Consider the following 13527-nt stretch of genomic DNA (forward strand, 5'->3'; position numbering starts at 1 on the left):
GGATTCTCCATGGGCGCAAGCATTCTCACCGCGAAGAACCTCAGCAAAGTGGTTCCCAGCGCGGAAGGTGAACTGACTATCCTGCACGAACTCAGCCTGGAACTGAACAAGGGCGACAGCCTGGCCATCGTCGGCGCGTCCGGTTCCGGCAAATCCACCCTCCTCGGCCTGCTCGCCGGACTCGATTTGCCTAGCAGCGGCGAAGTCATTCTCGCCGGCCAGGCGTTAAGCAATCTCGATGAAGACCAGCGCGCGCGCATTCGCGCCGAGCATGTGGGTTTCGTTTTTCAATCGTTCCAGTTGCTCGACAGTCTCAACGCGCTGGAAAACGTCATGCTGCCGCTGGAACTCGATGGCCGCAAAGACGCCCGCGAGCGCGCCACCGAGTTGCTTAAGCGGGTTGGCCTCGGCCAGCGTCTGACGCATTCACCGCGCCAGCTCTCCGGTGGCGAGCAACAACGCGTGGCGATTGCCCGGGCGTTTGCCGCCGAGCCTGACGTGCTGTTCGCCGACGAACCAACCGGCAACCTCGACAGCCACACCGGCGAACGCATCAGCGACCTGCTGTTCGAATTGAACAAGGAACGCGGCACCACTCTGGTGCTGGTGACCCATGACGAACGCCTGGCGCATCGCTGCCGGCGCCTGATCCGTCTTGAAGCCGGGCTGTTGGTCGCCCCTCTGGAGCCTTGATGGCACGCCTGCCGCTGTTGCGTCTGTTCAGTCTCGCCATTCGCCAACTCATACGCGATGCCCGCGCCGGAGAATTGCGGGTGTTGTTCTTCGCTCTGGTGGTAGCGGTGGCGGCGAGTACCGCCATCGGTTACTTCGGAGCCCGCCTCAACGGCGCGATGATGTTGCGCGCCACTGAGTTTCTTGGCGCCGATCTGGTTCTGGAAGGCAGCTCGCCGGCCCGAGAGGAACAGATCAGGAGCGGTACCGAGTTGCGCCTGAACCACGCGCAAGTGGTGGAATTTTCCAGCGTCATCGCCACCGACAACGCCATTCAGTTGTCGAGTATCAAAGCGGTCGATCGCGCCTACCCATTGCGTGGCGAACTGAAGAGCGCTCCGGCGCCATTCGCCACTGAGGAGCCCGGCGGCGAACCACAACCCGGTGAAGCCTGGGTCGAGGCACGTCTGCTGACTGCGCTGGATCTGAAGATCGGCGACAGCATCGATGTCGGCATGAAGACGTTGAAGCTGACACGGGTGCTGACCTATGAGCCGGATCGCGCCGCCAACTTTTATAGCCTCACTCCCCGAGTGATGATCAACCTCGACGACCTCGTCGCGACCGGCGTGGTGCAGCCCGGCAGCCGGGTGAGCTATCGCGAACTGTGGCGCGGCGAACCGCAAGCGCTGGAAACCTATCGGCAGTTGATCAAACCCGGACTCGCGGCGAATCAGCGAATTCAAGACGCCCGCGACGGCAACCGGCAGATTGGCGGTGCGCTGGGCAAAGCCGAGCGCTATCTGAACATGGCCAGTCTGGTCGCGGTGTTGTTGGCCGGGGTCGCGGTCGCGCTTTCGGCAAACCGATTCGCCAGCCGCCGCTTCGATGCCAGCGCTTTGCTGCGCTGCCTCGGCTTGTCACGCCGGGAAACCATGGTGCTGTTCAGTTTGCAGCTGACTGTCCTCGGATTGCTCGCCAGCCTCAGCGGTGCCTTGCTGGGCTGGCTGGCGCAACTGGGTTTGTTTGCATTGCTGAACGACCTGCTGCCGAGTGATGTGCCACCGGGCGGTCTGTTTCCAGCGATCGCCGGGATCGGCACCGGGCTGGTGGCACTGGCCGGCTTCGCCCTGCCGCCACTTGCCGCGCTGGGTCGAGTGCCGCCGCTGCGAGTATTGCGCCGCGACATGTTGCCAATCCCGTCGAGCACCTGGATGGTTTACGGTGCCGCATTGGGCGCGCTCGGCCTGATCATGTGGCGTCTGAGTCTGGATCTGCTGCTGACGTTTGCCCTGCTGGGCGGCGGTGTCGTGGCGGCAGTCATTCTTGGTGGATTGCTGCTGTTGCTGCTGAACAGCTTGCGCCGCCTGTTGGCCCGGGCTTCCTTGCCGTGGCGTCTTGGCCTCGGCCAATTGTTGCGCCATCCGTTGGCGGCTGCCGGCCAAGCGTTGGCGTTCGGTCTGATCTTGCTGTCCATGGCATTGATCGCGCTGTTGCGTGGCGAACTGCTTGATACCTGGCAGAACCAATTGCCGAAAAACGCACCGAACTACTTCGCTCTGAACATCCTGCCCGCGGACAAACAGGCCTTTACGGATCACCTGATCAAGGTGTCGGCGCAAGCGGCGCCGTTGTACCCGGTAGTGCCGGGCCGGTTGATCAGCATCAACGGCGACCCCGTACAGCAAATCGTCAGCAAGGATTCGGCGGGTGACCGCGCAGTTCAACGGGATCTGAGCCTGACTTGGGCTGCTGACTTGCCCGCAGGCAATAAACTGACTGCCGGCTCATGGTGGAGCTCGCAACCGTCGGACGAAGTACCGGGCGTGTCGGTGGAAGGCAAAGTCGCCGAGAGCCTCAAACTCAAACTCGGCGATCACATGGTGTTCAACGTCGGTGGAGTCAACCGTGAAGCAAAAGTCACCAGCCTGCGCGAGATCAACTGGGACAACTTCCAGCCGAACTTCTTCATGATCTTCCAGCCCGGCACTCTGAAGGATCTGCCGGCTACCTACCTCACCAGCTTCTATCTGGCCCCCGGACACGACCAGCAGATAGTCGAACTGTCGCGCACCTTCCCGGCTGTGACCATCCTTCAAGTCGAAGCCCTTCTTGAACAGCTGCGTAGCATCCTCGCCCAGGTCACCCTGGCCGTGGAATATGTATTGCTGTTTGTTTTGGCGGCGGGGATGGCCGTGTTGTTTTCCGGGTTGCAGGCGACGCTGGATGAGCGCATTCGCCAAGGCGCGCTCTTGCGTGCGCTGGGGGCGGAGCGGCAATTGCTGATCAAGGCACGGCGCATCGAGTTCGGCTTGCTTGGCGCGGTCAGCGGTTTGCTCGCGGCCATTGGTTCGGAAGTGGTGAGTCTGGTGCTGTATCGCTACGCATTCGATCTGCCGTGGCACCCGCATCCGTGGCTGCTGGTGCTGCCATTGATTGGCGCAGCGCTGATTGGCGGCGCCGGCGTGTTCGGCACGCGCAGGGCGCTCAATGCAAGTCCGCTGACAGTGTTGCGCGAGGGTTGATAGACTCCAGCCGTCTCTCTCACAAGAAGTTGCCATGAGCCGTTATCGCCCTCCCCGCACCGCCGGCACCGCGCTGATCACCCCAGAAGGTGAAGCGCGGATGCGCGCCGAATTCCATGAGCTGTGGCATGTGCGCCGTCCGCAGGTGACGCAATCGGTCAGCGAGGCGGCGGCTCAGGGTGATCGCTCGGAGAACGCCGAGTACACCTACGGCAAAAAGATGCTGCGCGAAATCGACAGTCGCGTGCGCTTTCTCACCAAACGCCTGGAAGCGCTCAAGGTTGTCAGCGAAAAACCCAGCGATCCGAACAAGGTTTACTTCGGCGCGTGGGTGACCATCGAAAACGAGGAAGGCAAGCAGTCGCGCTACCGCATCGTCGGCCCGGATGAACTGGATCTGAAGCTGGGCCTGATCAGCATCGATTCACCTCTGGCGCGCGCCTTGATCGGCAAGGCGCTGGATGCCGAAGTGCGCGTGCAGACGCCGACCGGCGAGCAATTCGTGTACATCGTGGCGATCGATTATCCGTAATCGGGATCAGCGACGAGTAATCAATCCCTGCCGCGCGACGCGGATCAGTTGCTTGATCATTTGCGGGGCGTCTTCCTGGCTGGGCGCCTGAATCACGGCCAGATCGAAACTGTCACTGGCAAAACGCGCCAGCGACTCACCGTCTTCAACAAACTGGATCAAAAACGCGGCAGGACCGCCGCTGCGCCGTGGCCAGCCATCGAGATAACGCAACAGCGTCGGCTGATGTTTACCGCCAAGGAGGATTTTTGGATTGCGCTGGGTGATATGTGCCGTGATCGGCGCGGGACGTGCTGGAGGGCGTAGTGCATTCATCGTGTCGTGTCTCAGCCTCAAAAAGTCTGCATGGCAGGTGAGAGGCAACACCGAACCAGCGCTTTAGCGGTATTTCGAAGCCCTGTTCCGGCTTCTGACGGCAACTGTTGAAGTCACCTGGCGCCCCGCAAGTAGCTGTTTAAATCGGCGCATGAGCAACATCCTAGAGAACGTGACCGATCAGTGTCAAGAATCGGCAGCAACAAAAAAGGCCCGCACAATGCGGGCCTTTTGCTTGAGCCAGAGCGGTCAACCGGCGATGGCGCGGTCCACCGAGAGCTTGCCGGCACCTTCGATCAATACCGCGAGGCTGCCACCGAGCAGTGCCAGGGCGAACTCGTAACCGTTGTTGGCCATGAACAGACCGTTGCTGATGTGCACGGTGAAGATCGCCACCAGCGACAGGAAGGTCAGACCCAATGCCGCCGGGCGAACCAGCAGGCCGATGATCAAGGCCAGACCGGCGAAGAACTCGGTACCACCGGCCAGTGTGGCCATCAGATAGCCCGGGGTCAAACCGATGCTTTCCATGTACTGCGCGGTGCCGGCCAGACCGTAGCCACCGAACATGCCGAAGAGTTTCTGCGCACCGTGAGCGGCGAAGATCACGCCGACCGCAATGCGCAGAATGGTCAGGCCGTAACCGGCGCGGGTAAACAGTACCTTGTTGATCAGAGTGCTCATTGTGTATTCCTTGTTTTGCGAGAAGTGTGTGTTGGTTGGCCGCTATATTAATCAGTTAATTTTATGTTAAAAGCGCAAATAATGCGCCATAACAATCAATTTATTTGATCATTTGCGTGAGACAACTTTCTGTCCCCGGGGCTCCAACGACTCTCGCTCCCGGTCGAACGCCAAGTAATACTTGTTCACGCTATTAACATAGCTGACGGCGCCCATTCCCACCTGCTCCATGGCAATGCGCTCGACCTGGAAAAACCACTGATTGGGATTCAGCCCCCGCCGCCGCGCTTCGGCACGCATGCCTTGCACCCGCTCCGGGCCGATGTTGTAGGCCGCCAGCGTGAAGGCCATGCGTTCGCGCTCATTGAGCTTGGGACTGCTGAAAAACTTGCGACGGATCATTGCCAGGTACTTGGCCCCGGCCTGCACGTTCGCATCGAGATTCTGGATGTTATTCACGCCGACCCGTTGCGCCGCGGATGGGGTGATTTGCATCAGCCCGGTCGGGCCGCTGCCACTGCGGGCATTGGGTTGCAGGGCGGATTCCTTGAAAGCCAGTGCGGCCAGGTTCAGCCAGTCCATGTTTTGCGCTTCGGCATGTTTCTGCAGGGTTGGCCGCAGCTTTTCCAGACGCTGGCGATCGGCCTTGGCCAATGGATAGTGAACTTGATAGAGACGGCGATAGATGCGCAGAAACGCCGCGTCTTCGTTCGAAGGTTTTTTGTACCCCGTCAGGAAACGATCAATGCTCGCCCGCAGCATCGACGCATCACGGCGCACAAACCAGTACTCCTCGCCGGGCTCGCTGATCATCAACTGCCGATCAAAGCGCAGCTTGGGCAGGATCTTGCCCCAGCGTTCGGCAATCGGTTGCTCGACGATGGTCAGGTGGAAGATCCCGCCCTGGACCATTTCCAGAACATCTTCGACGGCGAGCGTCGGATCGACCCATTCGATGTTGATCGGTGCCAGTTTGTGCAGCGCCAGTTTCTGGTTGATCTGACTGACCGCGTCCCCTGCTGCACTGCCGGTTGGCAACGCGAGGGTTTTCCCGGAAAGTTGCTCAACCTTTGTGTAGCGCCGCTCGCCCTTGATCCCGACCAGCACTAACGGAACATTGCTGGCAATCGGCTCACTGCTGACTACCGCATAACCCGGTTGCAGTTGCAGTAATTCGCCAGGCGCAACCAGATCCCCCTCGCCGCGCTGCAAGGCGCCGAGCAGTTGATCCTTGGCTTTGGGAATGATCTTGAGGGTGACTTCCTGACCGTCACGGGCGTGGCCATTGAGGTATTGCTCGAAGGCGCGCAGGCGATGGTATTCGACGCCGATGGCCTGACCCTGGACTTCGCCGGAGCTGTTACGGCTCTGGTTGACCAGTACGCGCAACACCCGGCTGCTGCGAATCTCCGAAAGGTCGCGCACCTTCGCCGCCGGCACGGCTTGCAACGGCCCGGGCAAGCGCGCGACCGCCGTCATCGGCAGCAGCAACGTTCCACACAACAGCAACAAAACCGAGGGACGAATCATCCACTCTCCGGAAAGAATGCGGGGTGAATTCACCATTGAACGGTCGAAATCACCGACGAAAACAGAGCGCCTGAGCGCTGATAAAGTGCGAGAGACTGGCACAGTGATGGCCATTACACCAACACGAGCGGTCTCGCGGCCTCAACAGACAGTCATAAGCCGTTGTAGTTCTTGGCTTTTCTTATGAATCTACAGCTCTGGTATGCTTCCCGGCCTTCGGCCCGAGGTAGCAACCATGCAACTCATCGATATCGGCGTCAACCTGACCAACCCAAGTTTCGCCGACAAACACCAGGCCGTGCTCGACCGCGCCTACGCCGCCGGGGTCTGCCAACTGGTGCTGACTGGCACTAGCGTCGAAGGCAGCGAGCAGGCTCTGGAGTTGTGCCAGCAACTGGATGAGAGCGGCCAACGACTGTTCGCCACTGCCGGAATTCACCCGCATTCGGCCAGTGACTGGAACGCTGACAGCGCCAGACGTCTGCGCAGTTTGCTGAGCGAATCGAATGTGGTCGCGGTGGGTGAATGCGGACTGGATTTCAACCGTGATTTCTCGCCGCGCCCGCAGCAGGAAAAAGTCCTCGAAGAACATCTGGCGCTGGCCGTTGAGTTGCAATTGCCTGTGTTTCTGCATGAGCGCGATGCCAGTCAGCGCCTGCTGGAGATTTTAAAGGACTTCCGCGATCAACTGCCCGCCGCCGTGGTGCATTGCTTTACGGGCGAGCAAAAGGCGTTGTTCAGCTACCTCGATCTGGATCTGCACATCGGTATTACCGGCTGGATCTGCGACGAGCGCCGGGGCACGCATTTGCATCCGCTGGTCAAGGAGATCAAGCGCGGACGACTGATGCTGGAAAGCGATGCGCCGTATCTGCTGCCACGCACGCTGAGGCCGAAGCCGAAGAACGGGCGCAATGAGCCGGCGTACCTGACTGAAGTGCTGCGCGAAGTGGCGTTGCATCGGGGCGAGACCGAGGAAGATCTGGCGGCGCATACCACCGTGTGCGCCCGCGCGTTCTATGGCCTCCCCGATCTTCCAGTGTAGGACTACGTTGCCTGTTGACCCATATCAAGTTCTTCCTCGTTGCATAGCGGCACAATGCTGGCACCTTGCCAATGCTGTTTCCGCTATCAGAGAAAACCTCCATGGGTGCCTGGCTTAGCAATATCTCGCTGAAATACAAATTCTGGGCGGTCAATGCGGTCGCCTTCGTCACCACCCTGCTGCTGGTGTTGTACGCCGTGCAACTCGAACAGCAGGCTCGCAGCCACGCCGCACAAGCCTCGGCGCAAGCCCAGGCGCAATTGCTCAAGGTTTGGCCGGCCGGGGCGGTGCTGCCCAAGACTGATCAGGTGCTGACGTTTAAACGCGGCGAAGCCCCACGTCTCAATGACCAACCTCTGCTGGAGATCACCGACAGTAACGGCTGGAACGAGATCAATCACCTGCCACTGTTCGGCGATAACCCGCTGATGGGCGCCGAAGTGTTCAGCCGTGCCGACGGCCAACAAGTAGCGGTCATCGCTTATGGACCAAGCCTGACGCAAGTGTTCGGCGAGCGTTTTGCCAATTATGCGGTGGCGGTATTTATCCTGATGTTGGCGATGCTCGGCGCCTCGCAACTGCTGATCCGCTTCCTGCTCAGCCAACTCAACACGCTCAAGGACGTAATGCTGCACGTCGAGAAAAGCGGCGACTTGTCGGCCCGTGTGCCACTGGCCGGCAAGGACGAAGTCGGGCAGATGGCCAATGCGTTCAACGCCATGCAAGCGGGTTATCAGCGAGTGGTGACTACCGTCGCCAACACCGCACGGCAACTGGATATCGGTGCGGCGCGCCTGGCGAAGAGCATGAACGAAGTGCGTCACGGCATGCTCGGCCAGCAAAGCGAAACTGATCAGGCCGCCACCGCGATCAACGAGATGACCGCCACCGTTTACCACATCGCCCAACACGCTGGCGCCACCCGCGATTTATCACAGACCGCCGACGGCCTGGCCGGCAGCGGTCAGCAGGTAGTTGCGCGGGTGCAGCATTCGATTGCCGGACTGTCCAGCGGCGTGCAGCAGACCGCCGAGATGATTCAACGGCTGGCCGAAGACAGTCAGAAGATCAACGGTGTGGTCAGCGTGATTCACAGCATCGCCGAGCAGACCAACCTGCTGGCACTCAACGCTGCCATTGAAGCCGCGCGGGCCGGCGAGATGGGCCGTGGTTTTGCGGTGGTCGCCGATGAAGTGCGCAATCTTGCCAAGCGAGTGCAGACGTCGACCGATGAGATAACCACCATGGTCTCGGCGTTGCAGGCCGGCACGCGCGATGCGGTGGATTTCATGCAGGAGAGTTCGTACAAGGCCGACGACTGCGTGCAGCAGGCGCAGGAGGCTGGTGAGGCGCTGGCGGAAATCACCGGAGCGGTGGCGCAGATGCGCGAGAGCAACACACAGATTGCCGTGGCGGCGGAGCAACAGAGTCAGGTGGCCGAGGAGATGAATCGCGCGGTGGTGAGTATTCGCGATGTGACCGAGAACACCGTGCAGCAGACGGTGGATTCGGCGACGACCAGTAATGAGCTGGCGACGTTGGCTGGGGAGTTGAGCAAGGCTATAGGTCAGTTGAAACTGTGAAGATCAAAAGATCGCAGCCTTCGGCAGCTCCTACATTGGAATGCGAACCTGGAGCTGCCGAAGGCTGCGATCTTTTTGCACAATCACACCTATCACACCTATAGCCAACCTTGATTCGCCGCCCTCCCCGACCCGGCCTATTCTTCAACCCATGTGTTCAACATGGATCGAGGAGTAGTCAACATGGGCAAACGTCACCCCAACCTTCCCGCGTGGCAATGGCGCGCGTACCCGAACAACCACCAGCATCCGACCAACCTGGTATTGCACCTGATTGCCGTGCCGCTGTTTATCGTCGCGTTTCTGCTGATCGTGTCCGGGGTGTTCAGCCTGAGCCTGGCCAGTGTGGCCATCGGTGTGATCGGCATCGTCGCGGCGCTGGGTTTGCAGCGCCGGCCTGGGCATTGACTCAGGCAAAGATCGTGACAGTCTGGCGACTCATGGCGATCAGTTCTCCTTCAGCGCTCCAAAGCTTGGCAGCAGCATGGCCGTAGCCGTCGACGGCGTACTCGGTTTCAACCCGATATTTGCACCAGTCCAGCGTGCTCACATCGCGCAACGGCTGAACGAATTCGATAGTCCAGGTCAGCGTACTGCCCGCTGCCACTTTCTTCAGGTGCGGCAACAGTGACGGCGGCCAGGCATCCACCAGTGCCAGAATGTGCGACTCAGTGACTGGCTCTTCTTTCACGTCCCCACGCAAACGCACCCAACCGCCCATGTCGCGCGACGTGTTGCCCGTAAATGGCAGACCGCCCACACTCCAGCGCATTGCCAAATGGCGCATGAACTCCGGGGTCACACCTTTGATATACGGCAGTTCCTGACAATCGTCCCAAGGCTTCATCTCGGGGGCAGGAAACGCTGGCACGGCCACTTCCGATGGGCGCGAGGCGCCAAAACTGCCTTGCACCAGTGTCACCACCTGACCGTTCTGCATCGCCCGGCCCAGCACCTGGCTGACGGCTTTGCCTTCACGCAACACATCGACCTCAAAACTCACCGGCACTTCTGGCTCGACCGGGCCGACAAAGGTGATCGCCAGCGAACGCACCGGGCGATCAGCCGGCACCTTGGCGCGCATGGCTTCGTATTGCAGCGCGGCGACCAGGCCACCGAAACTGGCGCGGCCCTGCGCCCATTCGGCGGGAATGGTCAGCTCCGGTTGGCGGCGGACGGCATCGAGCAAATCGCAAAAGCGCATGGCAACCTCAAAAAGCGAAAAGTGAATGCGAGGATCTTAACCAGCCCTGCGAAGCGCCGCAGCGTCTATTCCGGTCAAATGGGCTGACAGATAGGCCTTACGCCAATTTCAAACCAAATGAAAACCACTGTGGGAGCGAGCCTGCTCGCGAATGCGGTGGGTCAGACAACAATGATGTCGACTGACATGACCTCTTCGCGAGCGGGCTCGCTCCCACAGGGATTCAGGGCGATTCGAGATTATTTGAAGCAACTGGAGCTGAGCTTTTCCAAGACCCGATCCGCTTTGGTTTCAGCCTTGACCATGGTCGCCTGCCACGTCGCGACACACGGCTGCAGATCTGTTTCCAGCTCAGCCCGAGCCAGCCACTGCCAGCAATCGTGCCAGTCGCCCAACGCACCTTGTGCCGACTTCAAGCGCTCCAGCGCCGGCTTCGGTAAGCGATCCAGTTCGGGATAGGCCTCGATGCCGTAACGCACACGCTTGATCAGCAGACGCAGGCGATGCCGGTCGTGGGCTGGATCGTGAAGTGCCTCATCAAGTTTCTGCCATTGCTTGCCGAGGCGTTTTTCGATGCGCTTATCCAGCCCTTTGAGCAAACCCTGACGCTGGGACGCACGCAGGAAACGCGGGAAAGCGTCGAGGATCATCAGCAGCGAAACCACCTCGTGACTCGCCGCCAGCGCTGGATAGGCTTCGGCCATTTGCGCCATGCGTTTTTGCGCAGCTTCGGGTTGAGCGTGCTGGAGCAGATACGCCGCCAGCACTTCGCGATCGCGCCACGGCGTAGTCAGTTGGCCGACCGCCGACGCCGCGCCTTCCAGTTGCTCGACACCCGGCAAACCGCGCAACGGCCGCAACAGACTGCGCAGCCGCCGCACCGTGGTGCGCAGATCATGCAGCGCCTCGGGATCGGTGCGCGCTGTCATTCGCGCCTGACAGGCCAGCAGCCGCACTTCCAGGCTCAGGACATGAGCCACCAACCGGTCAACCAACGCAGACATCACTTGCTCCTGATTCAAATGGCTTCAGAGATGAGTCTGCAACTTCGCAGCCTCAACCCGCTTGCGCTATGTCAGCAGCTTAGCGACCGGCGCGAGATTCGCGAATATAGAAACGCGCCTTCTCGGCCTTGCTCGCGCAACCTTCGAAACCTTCGAATTGCTGCTGGGTCTTGGCTGCCGTCAGCAACGACAAGGCTTTGGAATAACTGACAGTGCCGGCAAAGCCTTCGGCCTTGGCCAGGTCCAGCTCATGCCACGCGGTGTCGAGCTGGCTGCCGCAGCTGTCACGGTAGGCGGTTTTACCGGCGCAACCGGCCAATGCCAGGGCCATCAACGGCACACAGATCCAGGCTTTCATCACTTACACCTCAAAATAGGTCAACAGTCGTGCAGGTAAGACGGTCGGGCGGCGAAAAAGTGCCTTGCCCCTGCCTGAATCTGCGGTGGCAAGAGGATAGCGCCGAGCGGCCATGGAGTATCGAAAAAACGACGTCACCGGCGCACAGGGCGACCTTGGCGATTGAGCCGTCCGCTCGATGGGTGCATTGTGCAACCTTGTCGGGAGGAAGTTTGATGAAAAAGCGTGTCGCACTGGTGCTGGGTTCCGGAGGTGCCCGGGGCTACGCCCATATCGGCGTCATTGAAGAACTGGAACGCCGCGGTTACGACATCGCCTGTATTGCCGGTTGTTCGATGGGCGCGGTAGTCGGCGGAATCTATGCCGCCGGCAAGCTCGATGAATACCGCAACTGGATCGAAAGCCTGGATTATCTCGACGTGCTGCGCCTGGTGGACGTGAGTTTCCGTCTCGGCGCCATTCGTGGCGAAAAGGTCTTCGGGCAGATCCGCAAGATCGTTGGCGATATCAACATTGAGGATCTGCGCATCCCCTACACCGCGGTCGCCGCCGACCTCACCAATCAACAGGAAATCTGGTTTCAGGAAGGCTGCCTGCATCAGGCCATGCGCGCCTCGGCAGCGATTCCCAGCCTCTTCACTCCAGTGATGCAAGGCAACCGGATGCTGGTCGACGGCGGCATTCTCAACCCGCTGCCGATTGTGCCAGTGGTGTCGAGCCACTGTGATCTGATCATTGCGGTCAATCTCAACTCGACCAACCAGCGGCATTACAAATTGCCGGTGATCCAGCGCCCGCCAGCCTTTCGTTCACGCTTCGACAGCCTGATCAGTTCGCTCGGTTCAAAGATGCCGTTCCGTCGCACCCAGGCCGAACAATTACTGCGCCTGGAACAGGAAGCCCTGAGGGCCGAAGCGGCGGCCATCAATCCGTGGCTCGAAGGCGCCGAGCCTGAAGCCCAGCAACCCGCCGCCGCCCCCGAACGCGAAGGCGAAGGCGCACCGAAATCCGCCACCGGCTCGTTCATCATCGATAACGTCGGCCCGGCCTCTTTGCTGGACTTGATCAACCAGAGTTTCGAGGTGATGCAGACCTCGCTGGCGCAGTACAAGATTGCCGGGTATCCACCGGACATCCTGATCAACGTGCCGAAGCGGGTGTGCCGGTTTTTCGAGTTTTACAAAGCGCCGGAATTGATCGCGCTGGGGCGGGAGATTGCTCGGGATACGCTGGATCGGTATGAGAGTGAGCAGAGCAGAGAGCCCTGAAGATCACGGCTGACTGATATGGCCTCATCGCTGGCAAGCCAGCGATAGCGTCAGTCTGGTCGACACAAGACTAAAGGCTGTTCTCGCTAATCAGCCGATACCCAACCCCCGCTTCCGTCACGATAAACCGCGGCCGGGTCGGATCATCCGCCAGTTTCTGACGCAAGTGCCCCACCACAATCCGCAAGTAGTGGCTGTCCTCGGTATGCGTCGGCCCCCAGATATCCTTGAGCAATTGCTGCTGGGTGATCACCCGCCCCGGATGCCGCGCCAGTTGCGCCAGCACGGCGTATTCCTTGCGGGTCAGCGCCACTTCGACGCCATCGAGCAGCACCCGCCGATAAGCCAGATCGACCGTCAGCGGGCCGAAATTCAGCGCCGCTTGTTGCGCCTCTCCCGCCGGCGCCTGGCGCAACAACGCGCGCACCCGCGCAAGAAACTCCTGAATGCCGAACGGCTTGGTCACGTAGTCATTGGCACCGCCATCCAGCGCCTGGACTTTCTGCCCTTCGCTGGCGCGCACCGACAGCACCAGCACCGGCGCCGTGGCCCACTCGCGAAACTCGCGCAGCACTTGCTGGCCGTCCATGTCCGGCAGACCCAGGTCGAGCACCAGCAGATCCGGTTTGTTCAGCGCCGCCTGGGCCAGGCCTTCGGCCCCCGTGCCAGCCTCCAGCACCTTGTAGCCTTGTGAAGCGAGGCTGATGCGCAGGAATTTGCGGATCTGCGGTTCGTCGTCGATGACCAAAATGGTCGCGGTCTGGCTCATGAATTCACATCAACAGAAAAGATTGGCAAGAGAGTAGC

Annotated in this window: 13 protein-coding genes and 1 pseudogene; 7 read left to right on the forward strand and 7 right to left on the reverse strand. The window is 60.4% G+C overall.

All coding sequences use genetic code 11. The annotated features are described in order from the left end of the window. Positions 1-9 precede the first annotated feature (9 nt). Genes ACA043_RS20920 through greB form a run of 3 tightly spaced genes read left to right on the forward strand, consistent with a single transcriptional unit; the run spans position 10 to position 3729 of the window. Complete coding sequence (locus tag ACA043_RS20920; protein ID WP_187677685.1) at positions 10-693, forward strand: ABC transporter ATP-binding protein; 684 nt, start codon at positions 10-12, stop codon at positions 691-693. After that, positions 693-3197, forward strand: coding sequence for an ABC transporter permease (locus tag ACA043_RS20925; RefSeq protein WP_497657845.1), 2505 nt, complete (start codon positions 693-695; stop codon positions 3195-3197). The genes ACA043_RS20920 and ACA043_RS20925 overlap by 1 nt, the downstream gene beginning before the upstream one ends. Positions 3198-3231: 34 nt before the next feature. Beyond that, positions 3232-3729, forward strand: coding sequence for a transcription elongation factor GreB (greB, locus tag ACA043_RS20930; RefSeq protein WP_305439016.1), 498 nt, complete (start codon positions 3232-3234; stop codon positions 3727-3729). A 6-nt stretch (positions 3730-3735) separates the two neighbouring features. Here greB and ACA043_RS20935 read toward each other — a convergent pair whose 3' ends face one another. The 3 genes from ACA043_RS20935 to ACA043_RS20945 all read right to left on the reverse strand — a co-directional run bounded on the left by ACA043_RS20935 (position 3736) and on the right by ACA043_RS20945 (position 6258). Next, positions 3736-4044: a class I SAM-dependent methyltransferase gene (locus tag ACA043_RS20935; protein ID WP_305439018.1), complete on the reverse strand. Its 309-nt coding sequence runs from the start codon at positions 4042-4044 to the stop codon at positions 3736-3738. A gap of 249 nt (positions 4045-4293) precedes the next feature. After that, entirely contained in the window at positions 4294-4728 is a 435-nt protein-coding gene (locus ACA043_RS20940) for a DoxX family protein (protein WP_187677689.1), read from the reverse strand. A gap of 108 nt (positions 4729-4836) precedes the next feature. After that, positions 4837-6258, reverse strand: a complete 1422-nt coding sequence (locus tag ACA043_RS20945) for an MltF family protein (RefSeq protein WP_497657846.1) — start codon at positions 6256-6258, stop codon at positions 4837-4839. A gap of 235 nt (positions 6259-6493) precedes the next feature. On the opposite strand from ACA043_RS20945, the gene ACA043_RS20950 reads away from it, so the two are divergent. The 3 genes and pseudogenes from ACA043_RS20950 to ACA043_RS20960 form a co-directional block, all read left to right on the forward strand. Continuing rightward, on the forward strand, positions 6494-7303 hold the full coding sequence (locus tag ACA043_RS20950; RefSeq protein WP_497657847.1) for a TatD family hydrolase: 810 nt from the start codon (positions 6494-6496) through the stop codon (positions 7301-7303). Positions 7304-7404: 101 nt separating this feature from the next. Next, positions 7405-8886: a methyl-accepting chemotaxis protein gene (locus ACA043_RS20955; protein ID WP_401269581.1), complete on the forward strand. Its 1482-nt coding sequence runs from the start codon at positions 7405-7407 to the stop codon at positions 8884-8886. A 183-nt stretch (positions 8887-9069) separates the two neighbouring features. Beyond that, positions 9070-9291: pseudogene (locus ACA043_RS20960) on the forward strand (Mpo1-like protein); the annotation flags it as partial. 4 nt (positions 9292-9295) lie between these two features. On the opposite strand, the gene ACA043_RS20965 reads toward ACA043_RS20960, so the two are convergent. The 3 genes from ACA043_RS20965 to ACA043_RS20975 all read right to left on the reverse strand — a co-directional run bounded on the left by ACA043_RS20965 (position 9296) and on the right by ACA043_RS20975 (position 11452). Beyond that, on the reverse strand, positions 9296-10090 hold the full coding sequence (locus ACA043_RS20965) for an acyl-CoA thioesterase (RefSeq protein WP_497657848.1): 795 nt from the start codon (positions 10088-10090) through the stop codon (positions 9296-9298). Positions 10091-10329: 239 nt separating this feature from the next. Continuing rightward, on the reverse strand, positions 10330-11094 hold the full coding sequence (locus ACA043_RS20970; RefSeq protein ID WP_187677694.1) for a CHAD domain-containing protein: 765 nt from the start codon (positions 11092-11094) through the stop codon (positions 10330-10332). 79 nt (positions 11095-11173) lie between these two features. Further along, a complete protein-coding gene (locus tag ACA043_RS20975; RefSeq protein WP_401269573.1) occupies positions 11174-11452 on the reverse strand; it encodes a hypothetical protein in 279 nt (92 codons plus the stop codon). Between the two features lie 215 nt (positions 11453-11667). On the opposite strand from ACA043_RS20975, the gene ACA043_RS20980 reads away from it, so the two are divergent. Continuing rightward, positions 11668-12720 (forward strand): patatin-like phospholipase family protein, encoded by a 1053-nt coding sequence (locus ACA043_RS20980; protein ID WP_187677696.1) that lies wholly within the window; start codon positions 11668-11670, stop codon positions 12718-12720. A 70-nt stretch (positions 12721-12790) separates the two neighbouring features. Here ACA043_RS20980 and ACA043_RS20985 read toward each other — a convergent pair whose 3' ends face one another. Beyond that, positions 12791-13489 (reverse strand): response regulator, encoded by a 699-nt coding sequence (locus ACA043_RS20985; RefSeq protein WP_187677697.1) that lies wholly within the window; start codon positions 13487-13489, stop codon positions 12791-12793. Positions 13490-13527 lie beyond the last annotated feature (38 nt).

The organism is Pseudomonas sp. LBUM1648 (assembly GCF_059716145.1).

Bases quoted from the DNA above. Each gene is read 5' to 3' on its own strand.
- ACA043_RS20920 (WP_187677685.1), top strand. From the start codon at position 10: ATGGGCGCAAGCATTCTCACCGCGAAGAACCTCAGCAAAGTGGTTCCC.
- ACA043_RS20925 (WP_497657845.1), top strand. From the start codon at position 693: ATGGCACGCCTGCCGCTGTTGCGTCTGTTCAGTCTCGCCATTCGCCAA.
- greB (WP_305439016.1), top strand. From the start codon at position 3,232: ATGAGCCGTTATCGCCCTCCCCGCACCGCCGGCACCGCGCTGATCACC.
- ACA043_RS20935 (WP_305439018.1), bottom strand. From the start codon at position 4,044: ATGAATGCACTACGCCCTCCAGCACGTCCCGCGCCGATCACGGCACAT.
- ACA043_RS20940 (WP_187677689.1), bottom strand. From the start codon at position 4,728: ATGAGCACTCTGATCAACAAGGTACTGTTTACCCGCGCCGGTTACGGC.
- ACA043_RS20945 (WP_497657846.1), bottom strand. From the start codon at position 6,258: ATGATTCGTCCCTCGGTTTTGTTGCTGTTGTGTGGAACGTTGCTGCTG.
- ACA043_RS20950 (WP_497657847.1), top strand. From the start codon at position 6,494: ATGCAACTCATCGATATCGGCGTCAACCTGACCAACCCAAGTTTCGCC.
- ACA043_RS20955 (WP_401269581.1), top strand. From the start codon at position 7,405: ATGGGTGCCTGGCTTAGCAATATCTCGCTGAAATACAAATTCTGGGCG.
- ACA043_RS20965 (WP_497657848.1), bottom strand. From the start codon at position 10,090: ATGCGCTTTTGCGATTTGCTCGATGCCGTCCGCCGCCAACCGGAGCTG.
- ACA043_RS20970 (WP_187677694.1), bottom strand. From the start codon at position 11,094: ATGTCTGCGTTGGTTGACCGGTTGGTGGCTCATGTCCTGAGCCTGGAA.
- ACA043_RS20975 (WP_401269573.1), bottom strand. From the start codon at position 11,452: ATGAAAGCCTGGATCTGTGTGCCGTTGATGGCCCTGGCATTGGCCGGT.
- ACA043_RS20980 (WP_187677696.1), top strand. From the start codon at position 11,668: ATGAAAAAGCGTGTCGCACTGGTGCTGGGTTCCGGAGGTGCCCGGGGC.
- ACA043_RS20985 (WP_187677697.1), bottom strand. From the start codon at position 13,489: ATGAGCCAGACCGCGACCATTTTGGTCATCGACGACGAACCGCAGATC.